Source organism: Burkholderia pulmonis (assembly GCF_984667975.1).
Map to the genome: position 1 here is coordinate 307,978 of NZ_OZ480187.1, position 21,364 is coordinate 329,341.

Annotated in this window: 19 protein-coding genes; 12 read left to right on the forward strand and 7 right to left on the reverse strand. The window is 68.1% G+C overall.

The genetic code is table 11. From position 1 onward, the window contains the following. The first annotated feature begins 7 nt into the window (after window positions 1-7). The gene (gene opcM / locus AC5LXK_RS18220) at window positions 8-1,543 is read left to right on the forward strand and encodes a multidrug efflux transporter outer membrane subunit OpcM (RefSeq protein ID WP_493392876.1); all 1,536 of its coding nucleotides are present in this window, start codon (window positions 8-10) and stop codon (window positions 1,541-1,543) included. A 96-nt stretch (window positions 1,544-1,639) separates the two neighbouring features. Here the strand turns inward: opcM and AC5LXK_RS18225 are convergent, their stop codons facing one another. Next, window positions 1,640-2,236 (reverse strand): TetR/AcrR family transcriptional regulator, encoded by a 597-nt coding sequence (locus AC5LXK_RS18225; protein ID WP_493392877.1) that lies wholly within the window; start codon window positions 2,234-2,236, stop codon window positions 1,640-1,642. A 127-nt stretch (window positions 2,237-2,363) separates the two neighbouring features. Here AC5LXK_RS18225 and AC5LXK_RS18230 point away from each other — a divergent pair, with 127 nt between their 5' ends. After that, the gene (locus tag AC5LXK_RS18230; RefSeq protein WP_493392878.1) at window positions 2,364-2,795 is read left to right on the forward strand and encodes a Tautomerase enzyme; all 432 of its coding nucleotides are present in this window, start codon (window positions 2,364-2,366) and stop codon (window positions 2,793-2,795) included. Between the two features lie 65 nt (window positions 2,796-2,860). Here the strand turns inward: AC5LXK_RS18230 and AC5LXK_RS18235 are convergent, their stop codons facing one another. After that, complete coding sequence (locus AC5LXK_RS18235; protein WP_493392879.1) at window positions 2,861-3,751, reverse strand: LysR family transcriptional regulator; 891 nt, start codon at window positions 3,749-3,751, stop codon at window positions 2,861-2,863. A 96-nt stretch (window positions 3,752-3,847) separates the two neighbouring features. Between AC5LXK_RS18235 and AC5LXK_RS18240 the strand changes: the two genes are divergently transcribed. The 4 genes from AC5LXK_RS18240 (at window position 3,848) to plcR (ending at window position 8,463) form a co-directional block, all read left to right on the forward strand. Beyond that, on the forward strand, window positions 3,848-4,291 hold the full coding sequence (locus AC5LXK_RS18240) for a PACE efflux transporter (RefSeq protein ID WP_493392880.1): 444 nt from the start codon (window positions 3,848-3,850) through the stop codon (window positions 4,289-4,291). Window positions 4,292-4,443: 152 nt separating this feature from the next. After that, complete coding sequence (locus tag AC5LXK_RS18245; protein ID WP_493392881.1) at window positions 4,444-5,352, forward strand: hypothetical protein; 909 nt, start codon at window positions 4,444-4,446, stop codon at window positions 5,350-5,352. Window positions 5,353-5,710: 358 nt separating this feature from the next. Then, entirely contained in the window at window positions 5,711-7,864 is a 2,154-nt protein-coding gene (locus AC5LXK_RS18250; protein WP_493392882.1) for a phosphocholine-specific phospholipase C, read from the forward strand. Further along, window positions 7,864-8,463, forward strand: a complete 600-nt coding sequence (gene plcR, locus AC5LXK_RS18255; RefSeq protein WP_493392883.1) for a phospholipase C accessory protein PlcR — start codon at window positions 7,864-7,866, stop codon at window positions 8,461-8,463. The genes AC5LXK_RS18250 and plcR overlap by 1 nt, the downstream gene beginning before the upstream one ends. Window positions 8,464-8,541: 78 nt before the next feature. On the opposite strand, the gene AC5LXK_RS18260 is transcribed toward plcR, so the two are convergent. The 5 genes from AC5LXK_RS18260 to AC5LXK_RS18280 all read right to left on the reverse strand — a co-directional run bounded on the left by AC5LXK_RS18260 (window position 8,542) and on the right by AC5LXK_RS18280 (window position 14,724). Further along, on the reverse strand, window positions 8,542-9,393 hold the full coding sequence (locus AC5LXK_RS18260) for an alpha/beta fold hydrolase (protein WP_493392884.1): 852 nt from the start codon (window positions 9,391-9,393) through the stop codon (window positions 8,542-8,544). Window positions 9,394-9,663: 270 nt separating this feature from the next. Continuing rightward, the gene (locus AC5LXK_RS18265; RefSeq protein WP_493392885.1) at window positions 9,664-9,993 is read right to left on the reverse strand and encodes a DUF3579 domain-containing protein; all 330 of its coding nucleotides are present in this window, start codon (window positions 9,991-9,993) and stop codon (window positions 9,664-9,666) included. Between the two features lie 25 nt (window positions 9,994-10,018). Continuing rightward, the gene (locus AC5LXK_RS18270; protein ID WP_493392886.1) at window positions 10,019-11,380 is read right to left on the reverse strand and encodes a sigma-54-dependent transcriptional regulator; all 1,362 of its coding nucleotides are present in this window, start codon (window positions 11,378-11,380) and stop codon (window positions 10,019-10,021) included. Next, window positions 11,370-13,256, reverse strand: coding sequence for a sensor histidine kinase (locus AC5LXK_RS18275; protein ID WP_493392887.1), 1,887 nt, complete (start codon window positions 13,254-13,256; stop codon window positions 11,370-11,372). The genes AC5LXK_RS18270 and AC5LXK_RS18275 overlap by 11 nt, the downstream gene beginning before the upstream one ends. A 103-nt stretch (window positions 13,257-13,359) precedes the next feature. After that, window positions 13,360-14,724 carry a 2-hydroxycarboxylate transporter family protein gene (locus AC5LXK_RS18280; RefSeq protein ID WP_493392888.1) on the reverse strand — a complete coding sequence of 455 codons (1,365 nt, stop codon included), beginning with the start codon at window positions 14,722-14,724 and terminating at the stop codon, window positions 13,360-13,362. Window positions 14,725-15,156: 432 nt separating this feature from the next. On the opposite strand from AC5LXK_RS18280, the gene AC5LXK_RS18285 reads away from it, so the two are divergent. From AC5LXK_RS18285 to AC5LXK_RS18310, 6 genes are read left to right on the forward strand one after another with little or no spacing between them, the layout of a single operon-like run. Further along, entirely contained in the window at window positions 15,157-15,987 is an 831-nt protein-coding gene (locus tag AC5LXK_RS18285) for a MetQ/NlpA family ABC transporter substrate-binding protein (RefSeq protein ID WP_493392889.1), read from the forward strand. Between the two features lie 11 nt (window positions 15,988-15,998). After that, window positions 15,999-17,411: an LLM class flavin-dependent oxidoreductase gene (locus AC5LXK_RS18290; protein ID WP_493392890.1), complete on the forward strand. Its 1,413-nt coding sequence runs from the start codon at window positions 15,999-16,001 to the stop codon at window positions 17,409-17,411. A gap of 18 nt (window positions 17,412-17,429) precedes the next feature. After that, window positions 17,430-18,608 carry a methionine ABC transporter ATP-binding protein gene (locus tag AC5LXK_RS18295; RefSeq protein ID WP_493392891.1) on the forward strand — a complete coding sequence of 393 codons (1,179 nt, stop codon included), beginning with the start codon at window positions 17,430-17,432 and terminating at the stop codon, window positions 18,606-18,608. After that, window positions 18,601-19,257 carry a methionine ABC transporter permease gene (locus AC5LXK_RS18300; RefSeq protein WP_493392892.1) on the forward strand — a complete coding sequence of 219 codons (657 nt, stop codon included), beginning with the start codon at window positions 18,601-18,603 and terminating at the stop codon, window positions 19,255-19,257. Before AC5LXK_RS18295 ends, AC5LXK_RS18300 begins: the two co-directional genes overlap by 8 nt. Before the next feature lie 54 nt (window positions 19,258-19,311). Continuing rightward, window positions 19,312-20,154, forward strand: a complete 843-nt coding sequence (locus AC5LXK_RS18305; protein ID WP_493392893.1) for a hypothetical protein — start codon at window positions 19,312-19,314, stop codon at window positions 20,152-20,154. Next, on the forward strand, window positions 20,151-21,362 hold the full coding sequence (locus tag AC5LXK_RS18310) for an acyl-CoA dehydrogenase family protein (protein ID WP_493392894.1): 1,212 nt from the start codon (window positions 20,151-20,153) through the stop codon (window positions 21,360-21,362). The genes AC5LXK_RS18305 and AC5LXK_RS18310 overlap by 4 nt, the downstream gene beginning before the upstream one ends. Window positions 21,363-21,364: the final 2 nt, after the last annotated feature.

Genomic DNA, 21,364 nt, shown 5'->3' on the forward strand with positions numbered 1-21,364 from the left:
CAACAAAATGAACAACTTGCACAACACGAACGGCCTGATGCGCTTCGCGAAGGTAGCGGCCGCGAGCACCCTGCTCGCGACGCTGCTCGCCGCGTGCGCGGTGGGCCCCGACTACAAGCGTCCGGATGCCGCGGCGCCCGCCGCGTTCAAGGAAGCGCCGACGCTCGCCGCCGGCGAACAGGCCGGCACGTGGAAGACGGCCGAGCCGTCGGACGGCGAACATCGCGGCGAATGGTGGACGGTGTTCGGCGACCCGGTGCTCGATTCGCTCGAGACGCAGGCGCTCGCCGCGAACCAGAACCTGAAGGCCGCGGCGGCGCGTGTCGAGGAAGCGCGCGCGTCGACGCGTTCGGCGCGCTCGCAGTGGTTCCCGCAGGTCGGCGCCGGGTTCGGGCCGACGCGCCAGGGGCTGTCGTCGGCGTCGCAGTTTCAGCCGCAGGGCACGGGCCCGACCAACGCGACGCTGTGGCGCGCGCAGGGTACGGTGTCGTATGAAGCCGACCTGTTCGGCCGAGTCGGCCGCAACGTCGAGGCGTCGCGCGCCGACCAGGCGCAGAGCGAAGCGCTGTTCCGTTCGGTGCAGCTCGCGCTGCAGGCCGACGTCGCGCAGAACTACTTCGAACTGCGCCAGCTCGATTCGGACCAGGACCTGTACCGCCGCACGGTGGAGCTGCGCGATCAGGCACTGAAGCTCGTGCAGCGCCGCTTCAATGAAGGCGACATCAGCGAGCTCGACGTGTCGCGCGCGAAGAACGAGCTGGCGAGCGCACAGGCCGATGCGGTCGGCGTCGCGCGCCGGCGTGCGGCGTCGGAGCATGCGCTCGCGATCCTGCTCGGCAAGGCGCCGGCGGATTTCGGGTTCAAGGAAACGCCGATCGTGCCGGTCACGGTGAAGATTCCGCCGGGCCTGCCGTCCGCGTTGCTCGAACGTCGTCCGGACGTGTCGGCGGCCGAACGCGCGATGGCGGCCGCGAATGCGCGGATCGGCCTCGCGAAGTCGGCATACTTCCCGAAGCTCGATATCACGGGGGCGTTCGGCTATGAAGCGTCGACGCTCGGCAGCCTGTTCCTGTGGTCGAGCCGCACGTTCCTGCTCGGGCCGTTCGCCGGCACCGCGCTGACGTTGCCGCTGTTCGACGGCGGCCGCCGTGCGGCCGGCGTGCAGCAGGCGCGTGCGCAGTACGACGAGCAGGTCGCGAACTACCGGCAGCAGGTGCTCGTCGCGTTCCGCGAGGTCGAGGACAATCTCTCCGACCTGCGCCTGCTCGACGACCAGATCCGTGCGCAGGATGCGGCCGTCAACGCGTCGCGCCGTGCGGCGACGCTGTCGCGCACGCAGTACCAGGAAGGCGAGGTCGCGTATCTCGACGTGATCGACAGCGAGCGCTCGGTGCTGCAGTCGCAACTGCAGGCGAACCAGCTGACCGGCGCGCAGGCGGTGTCGACCGTGAACCTGATCCGTGCGCTGGGCGGCGGGTGGGGGCCGGCGCCGACGGCGGTGGGCGACGCGGCATCCGTCAAGGCGGAGGTCGCCGCGCGCTGAAGCAGCGGCCCGCCGAGGGCCGTCCGGGCAGGTGGCCGATCGAAGAAGAACCCCGGTCCGTGGCAACGCGGGTCGGGGTTTTTTATTGGTCGCGCGTTACGGCTGCTCGTCGGGCTTCACGTCCGTGCGCTCTGCGATGACGACCGCGTAGCGGCCGACCGCATCGGCGATGCGCTGCGCCAGTTCGGGATCGCGCACCGCGCGCGCGAGCGTGACGCCGCCCGACAGCAGTGCGAGGAACGCGATCGCGCGATCGTCGTCGGGGGTGTCGCCCATCCCGGCCGACACGTCGTCGACGATCTGCCGCAGCGCCTGCTCATACGCGTCGCGCGTCTCGTCGTCGGCGCGCATCACTTCCGGGGACAGGCTCGGCAGCGCACAGCTTTCGCCGAGTGCGCAGGTGCGCCGTGGCCCGAGGTAGAACGACACGAACGGGCGCCGCCAGCGCGCGCCATGCTCGGCCTTGAACGTCGCGACGCCTTGCCGGAGCTGGTCGAGGCCGTCCAGCACGACGTTGCGGAACGCTTCGCCCTTCGATTTGAAATGCCCGTAGAACGCGCCGTTGGTGACACCCGCGGCCTTCGTCAGCGGGCCGATGCCGGAGCCGCCATACCCCTCCTGGCGGAACAGGCGGCTCGCGGCCTCGAGGATGCGCGTGCGGGTTTCGTGTTTATGCTCGACGGAATAACGCATGACAGGCTCGCTTCAGAGCGATCGCTCTTTATCGCTTGCATAGAGAGCGATCAGTGTCTAATGTATAGAGAGTGACTGATATTTATATCACGTCACGATTTCGATGACCTGACCTGGAGAAAGTGCGATGCCGATTACGCTGACAGTATCCGAAGGGGTTTTCAAGGCGGACGACGAGGGGCCGGTGTTTGCCGAGCTGACCGATGCGCTGCTGGAAGTCGAAGGGTTGACCGGGAACGCGTTCCTGGCGCCGAACGTGGTGGGCACGCTCAACGTGCTGCCGCGTAACCGGACCTTCGTGCACGGGCGCGCGGAGCCTGCCGCGTTCGTCGAGTTGAAACTGCCGGCCGTGGCGCTCGCGGCGCCCGACAAGCAGCGGCAATTCGTCGAACGGGCGACCGGGATCGTGCTGCACCATGCCGGCGGGCGGCTGACGCCGGCGCAAGTATGGGTGAACGTCGTGCATGCGGTCGATGGCGGATGGGGCATTGCCGGACGACGCTATGACAACGCGTCGCTCGTCGATTCGATCCAGGGTGCGGCGGCTGCGGCGCATTAACCGCAACTAACGGTCGAGCCATCAAGCGTTGACCGACGGCGTGGCGGCGCGCGCCGCCACGCCGGTCATTTGTCGTCGCCTGCAGCCCGCAGCGCGCGGACCAGTTCGCTCGCCGCCTTGCCGAGCCCCGTGTGCTTCTGGCGACGCAGGTACACGGGCAACGGCAGCCCGTTGCGAATGTTCGCGAACACGAGCGGCGCGAGTTCGCCGTCGGCGACGTAGCGGCCGATCATCGATTCCGGCAAGTTCGCCCAGCCGTGACCGGCCTTCACGAGCGCGATCGCGGTCGCCATGTCGGTCACTTTCCACGTGCGGTTGCCGATCAGCGGCCTCACGTCGGTCAACGGCCGCTCCGGATCGGCGATCACGATCTGCCGGAAGCCCGACAATCGCTCGATCGCTTCGGGTTGCGCGCATTCGGCGATGGCCGGATGGCTTGGCGCGGCGACCGCGACGAGCGTCTCGGTCCACAGCGCGTGGATCTGTTCCTGCGGATGAAGATCGAGCCCGCCGTAGGCGACGCAGAGATCGACGGCCGAACGATGCAGCGCGTCGACGATCGCGTCCTGCGGTGCCGTGACGATGCTGATCGCGAGCGCCGGATACTTCGCGGCCACGGCCGTCAGCGCGCGGGCGACCGGCGCGCTGTCGAGTTCGGCCGCGAGCCCGAGCCGCAGCGTGTCCTCGACGCCTTCCGACAGGTGCTGCGCATGCGCACGCAGCGCGTGCAGCCGTTCGGCGATCGAGCGCGCGTCGGGCAGCAGCGCGGCCATCGCGGCGGTCGGCGTCGGTTCGCGCGTGCCGCGGTCGAACAGCACGAGGTCGAGTTCGGCCTCGAGGTTCGCGATCGCCATGCTCACCGCCGACGGCGTGCGGCCGAGCGCGCGGGCAGCGGCCGAGAACGAGCCTTTGTCGATCACGGTCAGCAGCATGTCGATGTGGTCGCTGGTCAGCATGCGGCCTCCTGTCAGAAAAATTGAAAGGACCTGACTTGGGCGGGCGCAGGCCCGCTGATAGTCTCGCCACCTTGTCAGAGATGAAGGTGGATGGTCATGCAAGGGTGGAAAAGACGCATAGTTTACGTCGTGATGTTCGAGTTGCTCGGCATCCTGGTCGCGTCGTCGGTGCTCGGCATGCTGAGCGGCGCGAGTGTCGCGGCGAGCGGCATGCTGGGGGTGATGATCTCGACGACGGGTGTCGTCGTCAATTTCCTGTACAACCTCGGGTTCGAGGCATGGGAACGGCGCAGCGCGGCCACCACGCGCACGGTCGGGCGGCGCGTGCTGCATGCGATCGGTTTCCAGATCGCGCTCGTGACGTTCCTGATTCCGTTGATCGCGTGGTGGCTCGATGTATCGCTGCTGCAGGCGTTCCTGTACGACGCGGTGCTGATCGTGTTCTTCCCGATCTTCACGTTCACGTACAACTGGGCGTTCGACAGCGTGTTCGGGCTGCCGGATGCGGTGACGCGCAAGGCGGAGCCGGCTGTCTGGTAAGAGAGGAGGAGGCGGTGCGCACGCAGCCGCTACAATCGCGACACACGCCGTCTGGGCCCGCAGGCCGCACGCCCGACGGTTTTTCGTCGCGATCCCTGCACCCGAACGGGCCGTTCAAAACGATGAGCACTCACAAGACGTCGAGATTCTGCATGGCATGGCTTGCCTGTGCATTCGCCATCGCATCGCCCGCGCGGGCGGACGGCCCGAGAGTCCTGCCGCGCAGCGAACAGGCCGACGGCGGTTACGCATCGGCGCAACTGCTGCTCAAGCCCTGTCTCGACGTGCGCCAGTTCGGCGACAACCCGGACGACACGCTGCTGAAGGATGCCGCCGCCGCACGCCGTGCGCTGCCGCCCGGTACCTGCGACAACGCCGCACTGGTCGAGAAGGTGTTTGCCGCGCGGTTTCTCCAGTACGCGACGCCTGCCGAGGTGGACGATCCGTGGAATATCGACCGGCAGGTCGATGCGCAGAACCGTGCGATCGATCGTTGCAAGGACACGCGATGTCTCGATCGCGAACTCGATGCCGTGATCGGGGTGCTGTCGCCGGTGTACCTGCATGCGCATCCCGTGTGGCCGCAAGGAAAGGGCTTGTGTACGAGCGAGCCGGTCGATGCGCCGGTCGGCCCTGCGCTGTCGCCGCTCGGGGCACGCGTGCGCAATGCGCTGGCTCGCGAATGCGGTGACGAAGCGTTGACCGCGCAAACCTGCGAAGGCTCGCACGGCAGGATGCTGTTCGTGAGTTGCGAGATGAGCGGGAACCAGGTCAACGCGAATCAGTGGCTGTACCGCGCCCGCAAGGGGGGATTCGAACCGCTGCTCGGTGTCGGCGACGGCCCGGTCGGCGTGCTCGACAGCACCTGCAACGGGTGGCCCGACCTCAAGACGCTGGCCCGGATCAGCATGGGCGAACATCAGGCGACCTACTACCGCTACGACGGTAGGACCTACCAACCCGTCTACGCGTACACCGAAACCGGCGTCGGCAGTGACGGCAACGGCAACGATCTGGTCATCGCTCAGGACACGACGTCTGCTCGCGTGACCTGCCGTTAGCCGCACGCTCTCCGCATCGCTTTCGGCCGCGTCGGCTGCAGGTGCCTCCGCCGATTACTTCATGTTCGATACATTGCGTGTCGCGTTGCCGCCCGATTGCATCGCCAGCGAATTGTAGAGGACTTCTAATGTCGTAATCGTCTGGTTTTTTGTCGCGTCTTAACAAAACTGTCCGAATTCCCTTTCTAGAATCCGACAGATCGATGACGCGCGCGGCGGGCAGGAGGGGGCCGTCGACGCGCCGCGCGCCTGTATCGGAACCCCGTCAGCGGCTCCGAGGCCGCGCATCGTCCGCACGCGGCGCACGCCGCCTGCATGACCATCCCCGTCCGGCCAGAAAAACGAGGAGGGATTGCCGATGTCGCGTATCGATCGCCGTACGTTTCTGACCCGCTCGGCGCAGGCGGCCGGCGCTGCCGCGCTTGCGGCGGCGTTGCCCGAAAGCATTCGCCGCGCGCTTGCCGTCGAGCCGGCCCGCGTGACCGGAACGATCCGGGACGTGGAGCACATCGTCGTGCTGATGCAGGAAAACCGCGCATTCGACCATTACTTCGGCACGTTCCCGGGCGTGCGCGGTTTCAACGATCCGCGCGCGGTCGCACGTCCCGACGGCAAGGCCGTCTGGTATCAGAACTACAAGGGCCGCGACTACGTGCCCTGGCATCTCGACACGTCGAAGACGTGGGCGCAATGGATGATGCCAGAGAACCACGAGTGGGATGCGTTCCACAAGCTGTGGAACGAAGGGCGCAACGACCAGTGGATGGCCGTGCAATGGCCCGACGCGATGGGTTACTTCAAGCGCACCGACCTGCCGTACTACTACCCGCTCGCCAATGCGTTCACGATCTGCGACGCGTATTACCAGTCGATGATGGGGCCGACCAATCCGAACCGGCTCTACCTGATGACGGGACGTTCGTCGCCGAACGCGGACGGCAGCCAGGTCGCGATGTCGAACTGGATGGGCGACCGCTCGGGCACGGTGTCGTGGAAGACTTTTCCCGAGCGGCTGCAGCAGGCCGGCATCGACTGGCGCGTGTATCAGGAAGGCGGCGTCGGCTCGTTCAACGTCGCGTGGAATTTCCTGTCGAGCCGCTACTGGATCGACAACACCAACAACTACGACTGCAATGCGCTCGCGTGGTTTTCGCAGTACAAGTCGGCCGCGTCGGGCTCGCCGCTGAACCAGCGCGGGCTGACCGCGCGCGGCGTCTCGTCGCTGCGCGACGACGTGCTCGCGAACCGGTTGCCGCAGGTGTCGTGGATCGTGCCGCCGTTCTCGTCGTCCGAGCATCCGTGGTGGGGGCCGTCGTTCGGCGAGGAGTTCGTGTCGCGGATTCTCGATGCGCTCACGTCGAATCCCGACGTATGGGCGAAGACCGTATTCCTGATCTGCTACGACGAAGGCGACGGCCGCTTCGATCACGTGACCGCACCGGTGCCGCCGTGGAAGGCCGGCAAGGGGCTGTCGACGGTCAGCGTCGAAGGCGAGATCGAGCAGCAGTCGGGCTTGCCGATCGGGCTCGGCACGCGCGTGCCGCTGCTCGCGATCTCGCCGTGGTCGAAGGGCGGCTGGACCTGCTCGGAAGTGTTCGATCACACGTCGGTGATCCGCTTCATCGAGAAGCGTTTCGGCGACGATCATCCGGACGTCTACGAATCGAACATCACGCCGTGGCGTCGCGCGGTGTGCGGCGACCTCACGTCGGCGTTCGACTTCGCGGGCGATGCGGACCGCACGGTGCCGCCCGCGTTGCTCGACCTGACCGCGACGAAGGCACAGCTCGACAACGCGTACTGGGTGCAGTACTACCTCGCGAAGCCGAGCTATCCGTCGAGCTACCCGGCCGACAACGCACCGCTGCCGGTGCAGGAGCCGGGGCAGCGCAAGCTGCGCGCGGTGCCGTACGAGCTGTTCGTCGAGGCGGCGCTCGATACGCGCGCGGGCGTGCTGAACGTGAGCTTCGCGAACAACGGCAAGGCCGTGCCCGGCAACGCGGCCGGTGTGTCGGCCGCGGTGTTTCACGTGCACGACGCGATCGCGCAGAACGGCCCGCGCTTCTACACGATCCAGAGCGGCCGCGTGCTGAGCGACCAGTGGTGGCCGGTGCGAGATACGCAGGGGCGCTACGACCTCGCGGCGTACGGGCCGAACGGCTTCTTCCGCCGCTTCAAGGGCGGAGCGACGACGAGCGCGCCGCTGTTCGACGTGACGGTTGCGTATCGTCCGGACGGCAGTCTCGTCGTGCGGATGCGCAACGCGGGCCGCACGCCGCTGGTCGCGACGCTCGTCGACAACGGCTACGGCACCGCGTCGCGTTCGGGCACGGTGGCGGCGGGCGCCACCGTCGACACGGTGCTGAACCTGTCGGCAAGCGGCGGCTGGTACGACCTCGGCGTGACGATCGATGCGGATGCGGGCTATCTGCGCACGCTGGCCGGCCATGTCGAAACCGGTGCGGCGAGCGTGACCGATCCGCTCTTCGCACGTGTGACAGGAACCGCATGATGAACCGGACCATCATCGTATGGGGCACGGTCGCGCTGGCGGCAGGGGCCGCCGCGTCGGCCGTCGTGTTGTGGAGCGGCCGCCCGGGCGGCACGCCGCACGCCGCTTCTTCCACCGTTGTCAGCCAGGGATCCGCCATGACGAATCAAGCGGCCGCGTCGCCGGTCAATTTCCGCGCGCAACTCGACGGCTATGCGCACGAGCGCGACGCGCTGAACGCGGCCGATCGCCAGGCGCGCGCGCGTTCGTTGCTCGCGCAACTGCGTGCCGACGCCGATGCGGGCAGGCTCGATCCGCGCGAGGCGTCGGGGCTCGCGGATCTGCTGTTGCAGGACGCGGAACCGGATGCTGCCGCGCGCCAGGCCGCGAGCGATGCATTGCGCGACCACCTGCGCGATCTCGCGATGGGCGAACGGCCGGCATCGCCTGCGCACGAGCGGCAGGATGCCGACTATGTCGCGCAGAGCCGCAAGATCATCGACGAAGTGGTGCGCACGGTGCCGGACCGCGAACAGCAGCGGGTCGCGCTCGATACGCGGCTGGCGGAATTGCGCAGGCAGATTTACGGGACGGACGCGCCGGTGACGCACGGCGGTTGATGAAGCGGCGCTGCGGAGCGTATCCGCATCGTCGTCGAACAGCGAGGGGATCGGGCGGCGCGAAAGCCGCCCGGAAACTCATGCGGCGACGAACTCGTGCACGTAGCGGTTGAACACGGCGGGGCTCGCGGCGTTCATCCCGTGCGAGGCGCCGGCAACCGTCTGCCGTTGCGCGTTGCCGATCCACTGCGACAGCGTATCGACGTTGTTGCGGAACATCTTCGGGCTGCGCTGGCCGTCGATCAGCAGCGTGCGGCACGCGATGTCGCCGGCCGTGTGCTGCGAATACGCGGGCAGCGGGTCGCGCAGCTGCTTCGGCAGCGTGCTCGCGTTGTCGATCGCCATCGTGCGGAAGCGCGACGTGCTCTTCTTCCATGCGCCCGGCAGGCTCACCGAATCGACGAACATCTCGATGCCGGTTTCGATTTCACCCTGGCCGATCAGGTTCACGGCCTGCGTGCGCAGCGCGAGTGCGGTGGCCGGCAGTGCGGCTTCGCGTACGCCCGGCTGTTGCAGCGGGCCGCCCGGATCGGCGAGCGTCAGCGATTCGACGAGTTGCGGATGCTGGCGTGCGACGTTGAATGCAACGCTGCCGCCGCGCGAATGGCCGACCAGGTGCACGGGGCCGAGATCGAGTGCATCGATGAATTCGGCGAGCTCGTCGACGTGGTTCTGCCAGCTGAATTCGTCCTGGATGCCCGCTTCGACGGCCGGCCAGTAGTGGCTGAGGCTCGGCGCGATGCAGCGGTAGTGCGCCGACAGCGCGGCGAGTTGCGGATCCCAGTAGCGGTAATCGCACAGCGAACCGTGCACGAACACCATCGGCACACCGCTGCCCCGCTCGACATACGGCAGGCTGATGCCTGACGAAAGCGTCGCAAATTGCAGGTCGGGGTTCGCGAGCACGGACGGCTCGATTCGCATGTTCATGACTGAAAGACTCAAAGGTGCGTCAACACGACGCAACTATGCATCAGGGCGACCTGCAAGGAAAACGCATAATTTTCATCGCGGCGATCAATTTTTCTGATGGATCGGCCGCAAACCCTTGTCGGGTGGAGGTGGGTGTCGATGCTTTCAAACGCATAACGCTCGGCATCGGCGCCGGAAAAGCCCGAAAAGGGCGTGCGACGGCCTGCGCACCGGCGCATTTCGCGGGAAGAAAAAGGAAGGACGCGAGCCGCGAACGCGGCCCGTGCGTCAGCGCACCGTCAGCGCGGGCGCGGTCTGAAGCTCGACGGGGAGGTCGTTGTCGGCGGCGAACTGCATCGCGAAATCGAATGCGTCCGCGCACACGGCGCGCAATTCGTCGGACACGAACAGGCATTTGGCGCCGCCGTCGACGACGGGCATCGCGAGCCGCGACAGCGCGCACGGATAGCCGGGCCGCCGTTCGCCGACGAACAGCGTGATGACGCCTGCGAGGCGCTCGGGCCAGTCGCTGGGGCGGAAGGTTTTCTGCGCGCGCGTGACGCCGCGGATCAGGTGGCCGGCGATGCGGCCTTGGTCGGTGACTTCGATGCGATCCATGCTGTTGTGCGTGTCCTCGTTCGCGTCATTCGCCGCCGTCGGCCGCCGCGTCGCCGCGCGCCGGAATCCGGAGGTTGCGCAGCTTGTGATAGAGCGTCTTCTTCGGCATGCCGAGCGCGACGCTGGCGTCCGCCACGTTGCCGTTGTGACGTTGCAGCATGTCCTCGATCAGCATCCGTTCGAAATACGCGAGCTGTTCCGCGAGCGTGTCGCCCACGGCCGGCGCATCGCCGGACGACAGCAGGCTGTCGCCGGTCAGCCCGAGCACGAAGCGGTCGGCCACGTTCTGCAGTTCGCGCACGTTGCCGGGCCACGCATGTGTCATCAGTTCGGACACCTGCGCAGCCGTGACGACCGGTGCCGGCTGCCCGAAGCGTCGCGCGGCCGCGAGCACGAAATGCTCGAACAGCAGCGGCACGTCCTCGCGCCGCTCGCGCAGCGGCGGCAGTTCGATCTGCGCGACGTTGAGGCGATACAGCAGGTCCGCACGGAAGCGCCCGTCGGACGCGAGTTCCGCGAGATCGGCCTTCGATGCGGCCACCACGCGGCAGTCGACCGGAATCAGGTCGTTCGCACCGAGGCGTTCCACCACGCGCTCCTGCAGCACGCGCAGCATCTTGATCTGCAGCGAAACCGGCATCGTCTCGATCTCGTCGAGGAACAGCGTGCCGCCGTCCGCCCATTCGATCTTGCCGATGCGCTTCTTGATCGCACCGGTGAACGCGCCGGCTTCATGGCCGAACAGTTCGCTTTCGAAGACCTGCTCGGGCAGGCCGCCGCAGTTCAACGCGACGAAATGCGCGTCGCGCCGGCCGCCGAAGTCGTGCAGGCTGCGTGCGATCAGCTCCTTGCCGGTGCCCGTTTCGCCGGAGATCAGGACAGACACCGACGTATCGGCCAGGCGCAGGATCTTCTTGCGCACGTCGGCCATCGCAGGCGATTTGCCGAGTACGAACGCCTCGATGCCCTGCCAGTTGTTCAGTGCCGCACGCAGCCCCTGCACCTCGAGCGTCAGGCGGCGTTTCTCGACCGCGCGCGCGACGCGGCCGGCGATCACGTCCGACGAAAACGGCTTCTCGATGAAGTCGTACGCGCCGACCCGCATCGCGCCGACGGCCGTCGAGATATCCGCGTGGCCGCTGATCAGCACGACCGGGATCTGCGCGTCGATGGCCATCACGCGATCGAGCAGCTGCAGCCCGTCGATGCCCGGCATCCGCACGTCAGACACGATCACCACCGGCGCGCCGGGTGCGACGTGCGTCAGCGCGTCGGCGGCCGACGCGAACGCGTCGACCGGGAAACCGGCGAGCGCGACGGCCTGCTCGACGCCGATCCGGACGTTTTCATCGTCCTCGACGACCAGCACCCGAATCTCATCTTCCATGCTCTGTCCTTTGTTGCGGCGTCGCCGCCGCGAATTCGATACTGAACTGCGCGCCGCCTTCGTCGCGGTTCGTCGCGGCGATTTTCGCGCCGAACGCCTCGACGATGCGCGACGTGATCGCGAGGCCGAGCCCGAGGCCCTGGCCGCGCGGCTTGGTCGTGACGAACGGCTCGAACAGGTGCGGCAGCACGTCGGGCGCGATGCCGGCGCCGCTGTCGGCCACCGTGAAGCGCACACGGCCGGCTTCGTCCGGCCCGGCCGCGTCGATGACGATGCGGCGCACCGGCGCTTCGTGCACCGCGTCGAGCGCGTTGCCGAGCAGGTTCACGATCACCTGCTGCAACTGGCTCGATTCGGCCGACACCGTCGTGCCCGGTGCGATGTTCACGTCGAGCTGCACGCCCTCGTCGCGGATCCGCGCGTCGTAGATGAGCCGCGCGTGCGCGACGGCCTCGGTCAGCGACACCGCGACGCGCTCGACGTCGGGCTTGCGCGCGAAGGTCTTCAGCTCGCCGGTGAGCACGGCCATGCTGTCGACCAGCTTGCCGATCCGTTCGAGATTGGCATACGCGGGTGCCGGCTGGCCGCGCTCGAAGAACGTGCGGGCGTTGTCGCACAGCGTGCGGATCGCGACGAGCGGCTGGTTCAGTTCATGCGTCAGGCCGGCGGCCATCTGCCCGAGCACCGCGAGCTTGCCCGCGTGCACGACTTCCTGCTGCGACGCGCGCAGCCGCTGCTCGGTGCGCTCGCGCTCGACGATCTCGCGCTGCATCCTTTCGTTCGCGGCCGTCAGCGCGGCCGTGCGCTGCGCGACCGTCAGCTCGAGCCGGTCGTTCGCGCGGCGCAGCGCGTCCTGCGCATTCAGCCGCGCGACGATCGCCCGGCGGCGCTGGATCGCGTAGCCGGCCAGCAGCGCGGCGATCAGGAACGCACCGGTGACGAACACGAACGCCGTCTGCTGCTGGCGCCGTGCGCCCGCGATGTCGAGCAGCACCATCAGTGAATCGCCCGCCTGCGGCGCGGGGCGCGACATCACGAGATAACGCGTGGTGCGGCCGGTGCGGCGCGGATCGGGGAAGGTGCCGAACCATGCAGCCGAGCTGCGATCGCCGATGCGGTGGTACGGCAGCGCATCGACGGTGCGCCCCGCGTATTGCCGCGATGCCTGGATGTCGCGCTGCTGCTGCGCGGTGATCGGGCGCAGCGCGGTGAATTTCCAGGCGGGTTCGGTCGAGATCACGACCACGCCGTTGCTGTCGACGACCATCGCGGCGACGCCCGGCGCGCGCCATGCCGATTCGAGCGGATCGACGCTGATCTTCACGGCGGCCACGCCGATCGGCACGCCGTCGTCGCGCACGGCGCTCGCGAAGTAGACGCCCGGCACGCCGGTGTTGGTGCCGATCCCGAAGAAGCGGCCGCTGCCGCGTGCGAGCGCGTCCTTGAAGTACGGCCGGTAGGACACGTTGGTGCCGACGAAGCTGATCGTGTCGTTCCAGTTGCTGGCGGCGATCACCTCGCCCTGCAGGTCGATCACGTCGACTGCGCCGCTGCCCGCGTCGCGGTTCACTGCCTCGAGGTAGGTGTTCACCGAGTGCACGAGTGCGGGCGCGTCGTGCGGCGCGGCTTGCAGCATCGCGCGCACACCGTCCTGCCGCGCGACGAGGCCGGGCAGGATCTCGAAGCGGCCGAGCTCGCTCTTCAGGCTCGATGCGTACAGGTCGAGCCGGTGCGCGCCGGTTTCCTCGAGCGCGTCGATCGCGCGTTCCCATGCGAAATCGACGGCCGCACCGGCCACGCCGACATACAGCACGGCGGCCGACGCCCAGCCCCACCACGGGATTCCCTTGAAACTCTTCTGCACGTTCGCCCTCATCGAAACCCGCTACCGTCCCGCCGGAACGACGCGCGCCGCGCGCCGGCAAGGCCGGCGGCGGCGCGTGCGAAGCAGCCTGCGCGACGGTGCGCGCGGCCGCGCATTACCCGAAGTGCGCGACCAGGATCAGCGTCACCGTGACGACGATCGCGCCGCCGATCCGCGTCGCGATCTGCGCGAACGGCATCAGCTGCATCCGGTTCGCGGCGGTCAGGATCGCGACGTCGCCGGTGCCGCCTTGCCCGCTGTGGCAGGCGTTCACGATTGCGGTGTCGATAGGGTACATCTTCAGCAGGCGGCCGACCACGAAACCGGTGCCCATCAGCGTCGCGACGGTCGACACGATCGTGATCACGTTGACGACCGTGAAGGCGGCGGTCAGCTTGTCCCACGGCGTCATCGCGACGCCGATCGCGAACAGCAGCGGATACGTGACGGCGGTCGAGAAGAACTTGTAGACGACGAATGCGCCTTCCTGCAGCGGCGGCGACACCGCGCGCGCGAGCTTCACCAGCACCGCGAGGAACAGCATCGCGACCGGTGCGGGCAGGCCGAACAGCTTGTGCGCCATCAGGCCGACCAGGTACAGCGTGATGGCCGTGATGCCGGCAGCTGCGATGTGCGTGACGTCGACGTGGCCGCGGATCTCTTCGTTTTCCGGCACCATGTCGCCGCTTTCGCCGACCTGCAGGCGGCCGTTGCCGGTCAGGTGCGGCAGGCGCTTGCCGAGCATGTCGAGCGCGCCCGACAGGATGATCGCGGTCAGGCTGCCGAGCATCACCGGCGGCAGCACCATCGCGAACATCTCGCCCTGCGGCAGGTGCATCAGTTCCGAATAGCCGATCGACAGCGGAATCGCGCCTTCGCCGACGCCGCCTGCCATGATCGGCACGACGATGTACAGCAGCGTGTGGCGCGCGCCGAGGCCGAGCGCGGTGCCGACGGCCGTGCCGACGATCGCCGCGGCGATCGAGCCGGCCGCGAGCGGGATGAAGATCTTCACGAAGCCCTGGATCAGCACGCGGCGATCCATGCTCAGGATGCTGCCGACGATGATCGACGCGATGAACAGGTACAGGAAGTTGGTCGACTTCGTGAAGTCGACCGTCAGGTTCAGCACCGGCTTCGGCAGCACGTGGTAGTACGTGAGCGCCGACGGCACGAAGGTCGCGAAGATCGCGGCCGCGCCGATGTTGCGCAGGAGCGGCAGGCGCTTGCCGAGTTCGGCGCAGGTGAAGCCGAAGAATGCGAGCACGGCGATTGCCATCGAGATCTCGCCGGGCACCTTGCCCGTCACCGCGAAGCCGACGATCAGCCCGAACAGGATCACGTAGACCGGCAGCGGGATGATGCCGATGCGGATTTCCATCAGCTTCCACCAGCCTTCCGGCCAGAAGCGTTCGCGCGTGGCGGGACCGGCTTCGGCAATCGGCTCGGGATGGGACGGAGTTTGGATAGAGGTCTGCAAGACGTGTCTCCTGATGTTGGAATGCCTGCATCGCTTCGCGGCATTGTGTGCCGTCTATTACGCAACCCCCGTGCCAGAAATCCGGCCTGCCGGAATATTTTTAAGGTATTGATTCTTAAGGAGTTTGTTTCGTCTGCCGAAAGGGTTGACCGACCGGCTGGCCGAGATTTCGGAATTCGCCCGGCGCCCAGGCCGGGATTTCAGCCGGATGGCCGGCCGCGCACCCGGTCCGGCCCCCGATCCCGCCCGGCCGCCTGCCATATCGCCGCGCGCGATTTTCTTCGCACAATCGCTTCGTAGACCGTCCCGCTGCCGCTCTCTATCATCGGCTGATCCTTTTCCGATGCGATGACGACTGTCCGGAGAGCGCCCGCGCGCTCGCCGCGGCGTCGCTCATCCGTCGATACCGTCTTTGGACAGGAGAGTGGTTTCATGCTGCATCCCGTTTTTTCCGCCCGCTTTTCCGTCGGCCGTGCGGCCCGCCTGCTGATGGCTGCGCTGCTCGGCGTTGCGCTGCTGAACGGCGCGCGCGCCGATACCGCGCCGCTGAAGGTCGGCATCTCTACCAGCCCGCAGATCGAGGCGCTGAAGATCGCCGCCAAGGAGGCGAAAGAGCAGGGGCTCGACGTGAAGATCATCGAGTTCACCGACTGGAATACGCCGAACGCGGCGCTCGCGAACAAGGACATCGACGTCAACTACTTCCAGCACATCCCGTTTCTCGAGAACGCGAAGAAGCAGGGCGGCTACAACTTCATCTCGATCGCGCCCGGCACGATCATGAAGATCGGCCTCTATTCGAAGAAGGTGAAAAGCTTCGCCGAGCTGAAGGACGGCGCGCGCGTCGCGATCGCGAACGATCCGGTGAACGGCGGGCGAGGGCTGTTGCTGCTGCAGCGCGCGGGGCTCATCACGCTGAAGCCGGGCACCGACTATCGTGCGACCACGCACGACATCGTCGCCAACCCGAAGCACCTGAAGATCATCCCGCTCGAGGCGTCGCAGCTCGCGCGTTCGCTCGACGACGTCGATCTCGCGCAGGGCTACCCGAGCTTCATCAAGCTCGCCGGCACGACCGACCCGAACAGCGCGCTGCTGTTCGACGGCACCGAGAACAAGAGCTTCGCGATCCAGTGGGTCGTGCGCCCCGAGAGCGCGAACGATCCGCGCATCCGCAAGTTCATCGCGATCTACCAGCATTCGCCGGCCGTGCGCCGTGCGCTCGACAACGCGTTCGGCTCGCTGTACGCGATCGCATGGTGACGGAGGCGAGCATGACGACGGCGAACCGCAAGAAGATCCTGCTCAACGCGTTCAACATGAACTGCGTCGGGCACATCAACCACGGGCTGTGGACGCATCCGCGCGACCGCTCCGCGCATTACACCGATCTCGACTACTGGGCCGATCTCGCGAAGACGCTCGAACGCGGCAAGTTCGACGGGATCTTTCTCGCGGACATCGTCGGCGTGTACGACGTGTTCGGCGGCGGCCCCGATGCCGCGCTGCGCGAATCGGTGCAGGTGCCCGTCAACGATCCGCTGCTGCTCGTGCCCGCGATGGCGCAGGTCACGCGGCACCTCGGCTTCGGCGTGACCGCGAACCTGACCTACGAGCCGCCTTACCTGTTCGCGCGCCGCATGTCGACGCTCGATCACCTGACGAAGGGGCGGGTGGGCTGGAACATCGTCACCGGTTATCTCGACAGCGCCGCGCGCGGCATGGGACTCGCGCAGCAGATCGGCCACGACGACCGCTACGAGCGAGCGGACGACTACATGGACGTCGTCTACAAGCTGTGGGAACAGAGCTGGGACGACGACGCGGTGATCCGCGATGCGCAGGCGCGCGTGTTCGCGCAGCCCGGCAAGGTGCGGCGCGTGAAGCACGACGGGCCGTTCTATTCGATCGACGCGATCCACCTCAGCGAACCGTCGCTGCAGCGCACGCCGGTGCTGTACCAGGCCGGTTCGTCCGCGCGCGGTGTCGAATTCGCGGGCCGTCACGCCGAATGCGTGTTCGTGAACGGGCAGAGCAAGGCGGCCGCACGCGCGGCGACGCTCGACATCCGCGCGGCCGCCGCCCGGCAGGGCCGCGACCCGGCATCGATCAGGATCTTCGCGGGCGTGAGCGTCGTGACGGCAGAAACGGAGCGGCTTGCGCGCGAGAAATTCGACGAGTACCGGCGCTACGCGAGCCCGGAGGCCGGTCTCGCGCATTTCGCGAGCTCGACCGGCATCGACTTCGCGAAATACGGCCTCGACGAGCCGATTTCGTACGTGAAGACCGATTCGATCCAGTCGGCCGTCGACGCGATCTCGCGCAAGAGCACGACCGGCACCTGGACCGTGCGCCGGATGCTCGAACAGATGTCGCTCGGCGGCCGCTATGCGCCGATCGTCGGCTCGCCGTCGCAGGTCGCGGACGAACTGCAGTCGTGGATCGACGAGACCGGCATCGACGGCTTCAACCTGACGCGCACCGTGATGCCCGAGTCGTTCGAGGATTTCGTCGACTGGGTCGTGCCCGAGCTGCAGAACCGCGGTGTCTACAAGGAAGACTACGACCCCGCGCCGACGCTGCGCGAGAAGCTGTTCGGCGCGGGGCCGCGCCTGCCCGCGTGGCACACCGGCGCGCAGCACCGGCCGGCCGCCGTGTCCGAACCCGCGCATCCCGCGCATGCCTGAACGTGACGGAGCGAAGCGATGACGCAATTGTTCGATACGCTGGGTTTCATCGAGCCGTCGGCCGTGCGGGCCGGTGCCGCTGCAGCGGCCCATGAAGAAGCGGGCGTGTCGGCCGCCAGCGGCGCAGCCGTGTCGCTGGAGCAGGTCGGCAAGGTATTCGCGTCGCCGCGTGGCCACGCTGCAGCGCTGCGCGACGTGACGCTCGACGTGCGGCGCGGCGAGGTGTTCGGGATCATCGGCCGCAGCGGGGCGGGCAAGTCGACGCTGCTGCGGCTCGTGAACGGGCTGGAGCGGCCGAGTTCGGGCCGCGTGCGCGTGCAGGGCGTCGACGTCGGCGCGCTCGACGAGGACGGGCTCGTCGCGCTGCGGCGCCGCACCGGGATGGTGTTCCAGCATTTCAACCTGCTGTCCGCGAAGACCGTATTCGAGAACGTCGCGCTGCCGCTGAAGATCGCCGGCGTGCCGAAGGCCGAGCGCGTACGCAAGGTCGAGGCGCTGCTCGACCTCGTCGGGCTCGCCGCGAAGCGCGACGCGTATCCGGCGAGCCTGTCGGGCGGGCAGAAGCAGCGGGTCGGCATTGCCCGTGCGCTCGTGCACGATCCCGAGGTGCTGCTGTGCGACGAGGCGACGTCGGCGCTCGATCCCGAGACGACGCAATCGATCCTCGCGCTGCTCGCCGACATCAACCGCCGCCTCGGGCTGACGATCGTGCTGATCACGCACGAGATGGAAGTGATCCGTGCGGTGTGCGACACGGTCGCGGTGATCGAGCAGGGCGAAGTCGTCGAAACGGGCCCCGTGTGGCGCGTGTTCGGCGATCCGCGCCACGGCGCGACGCGTGCGCTGCTCAGTACGCTGCAGCACGACCTGCCGGCCGAGCTGGCGGCGCGCGTGCAGCCGCTGCCCGAGCAGGCCGAGCTGCCCGCTGGCGCGCAGGTGGTGCTCGACGTCCGCTACACGGGCGAGAGCGGCGGCGAGCCGGATGTCGGCGCGCTGGCTGCGGCGCTCGGCGGCTCCGTGCGGTTCCTGCACGGCGGGATCGAGCGCATCCAGGGGCATGCGCAGGGACGGCTCGTGATCGCGGCCGCGCCCGGTGCGGACGACGGGGTTGCCCGGCATGCGCGCGATGCGGTTGCCACGCTGCTCGAACGCGCGCGCCGCCATGCGAATCATGCGGAGGTGCTCGGCTATGTTTGACCTCTGGTGGCCCGAACTGCTTGACGCGATCCGCGACACGCTGTCGATGGTCGCCGCCTCGGCCGTGATCGCGGCGTTGATCGGCATCCCGCTCGCGGTGATCCTCGTGACCACCGCGCCCGGCGGCATCTACGCGCGGCGCGGCGTGAACGCGGTGCTCGGTGCGCTCGTCAACGTGTTCCGCTCGACGCCGTTCATCATCCTGCTGGTCGCGCTGCTGCCGTTCACGCGCGTGCTGATCGGCACGACGATCGGCGTGTGGGCGGCCGTCGTGCCGCTGTCGATCGCCGCGATTCCGTTCTTTGCGCGGATCGCCGAAGTGAGCCTGCGCGAAGTCGATCGCGGGCTGATCGAGGCCGCGCTCGCGATGGGCGCGAAGCGCCGCCACATCGTGTGGCATGTGCTGCTGCCGGAAGCGCTGCCCGGCATGCTCGGCGGCTTCACGATCACCGTCGTCGCGCTGATCGGCTCGACCGCGATGGCGGGCGCCGTCGGCGCGGGCGGGCTCGGCGATCTCGCGATCCGCTACGGCTATCAGCGTTTCGACACGACCGTCATGGCGACGGTGATCGTGATCCTGATCGCGCTCGTCTCGGCCGTGCAAATCACGGGCGACCGCCTGGTCCGACGCGTGACCCGGCGTACCTGAGCGACGCCACGAGCGTCCGCTCGCTTCATTCATGATCCTGAGAGAACAAAACTGATGACCTTGCCTATCGGCGCGCCGCGCGAATGGAACGGAGCATTCGAGGAAGCGCTGTTTCTCGACGTGGCGCGACGCCACCGTCCGGACTTTCCGGCCAAGCTCGCGACACCGCCGCGCGAGCCGCGCAATGACGACGAGCGGGCCGCCGTCGCCGACTACTACAAGAAGATGGCGTCGCACGACCTGTTCATCGTGCAGGTCGTCGCGAAGGCGATCGACACGCTGTTCCGCGACGATCCGCATTTCCAGCTGATCCTGTCGCGCCAGCTCGGCGACGACGGCGCGCATGCGGTGATCGGCCGCGAACGCGTGACCGAACTGACGGGGCGCGATCCGCTGCCGGAAGTCGACCGGCTCGTCGCCGCACACTGGGCGCGCATCGGCGATATCGCGGTGCGTGACGTCGCGGGCTTTCTGGCGTTCGAATGGCATTACGAGCTGCACATCCTCGCGAAGCTGTGGATCCAGCGCAAGACCGGCCGTATCGGCGACAGCGCGATGCGCGAGCACGGCGAGAACCGGATCCGGCCGGACGAGGAATGGCATCGCGTGCAGATCGTCCAGTGGTGGTTCGACACGCTGAAGGCCCTGCCGGCCGCCGGGCGCGACGCGCTGATCGATCGCGTGATCGCGGCCGACGAGGAAACGCAGGCGCGGCTCGACGGATATCTGCACGACGAGTACGCGCACACCGCGCACGTGTTCGGCGCGGATATCGCCGAATACCGTGCGATCTACGACGACTGGCGGCGCGAGATCCTGTCGCGGCTGACCGGCCGCAGCCTCGGCGCACTCGTGCCGTTGTCGGGCGAACCCGTCGAACAGGAAGCCGTCGCATGAACGATCCACGCGGCCCGGCGACCTTCGCGCGGGATACCGATACGCCGGCCATCGACCGCGACGCGCTGGCCCGCGCGATCGACGCGCTGCGCGTGACTGCCGCCGCGCGCGACCGCGCGGGCGGCCACGCGGCGCAGGAAAAACAGTGGCTCGCCGATGCGGGCCTGCTGACGCTCGCGGTGCCGCGCGCGTTCGGCGGGCAGGAAGCGGCGTGGCCCGCGATCTACGATGCGATCCGGCAGGTCGCGCGCGTCGACAGCGCGCTCGCGCATCTCGTCGGGTTCCAGTGCCTGCAGGTGGTGAGCGTCGACGTATGGGGCAGCGCCGCGCAGCGCGAGCGCTACCTGCGCGGCACCGTCGACGAACGCTGGTGGTGGGGCAATGCGGTCAATCCGCTCGATACACGGCTCGTGGCCACGGCGACGCCCGACGGCGGCTACCGGCTCGACGGCGTGAAGGGCTTCTGTTCCGGCACGCGCGGGTCGCAGCGCATGACGGTGTCCGCGCACGATCCGGCCACCGGCCGCACCGTGTTCGGCGTCGTGCCGACCGATCGTCCGGGGATCACGGTCAACGACGACTGGGATCCGGTCGGCCAGCGCCAGACCGACAGCGGCAGCGTGCGCTTCGACGGCGTGACGCTTGCGGCGGATGAGGTGCTGCATCGTTCCGAGGCGCCGCCGACGCCGCGCGCGACGCTGCGCACGCTCGTGTCGCAGCTCGTGCTGACGAACCTGTTCGTCGGGCTGGCGGAAGGCGCGCTGGCCGAGGCGCGCGATTACGTGCGGCAGCATGGCCGCCCGTGGATTCACGCCGACGTCGCGCAGGCGGCGGACGATCCGTACACGCTGCAGCGCTTCGGCGACATGCGTGTGCGCGCGGTTGCGGCGGCGGCGCTGGCCGATCGCGCGGCCGATGCGTTGCAGCACGCATGGGTGCTGCAGGATGCGCTGACGGCCGACGCGCGCGCCGAGGTGGCGCTCGCGGTATCGGAAGCGAAGATCGTCGCGCAGCGCGCGGCGCTCGACAACGGCGAGGCGCTGTTCGACGCGTGCGGTGCGCGTGCGACGGCCGCGTCGCTCGGCCTCGACCGCTTCTGGCGGAATGCGCGCACGCATACGCTGCACGATCCGCTCGACTACCGGCTGCGCGATGTCGGCCGGTTTGCGCTGACCGGCGAGTTGCCGCCCGCGTCGCTCTATACGTAAGC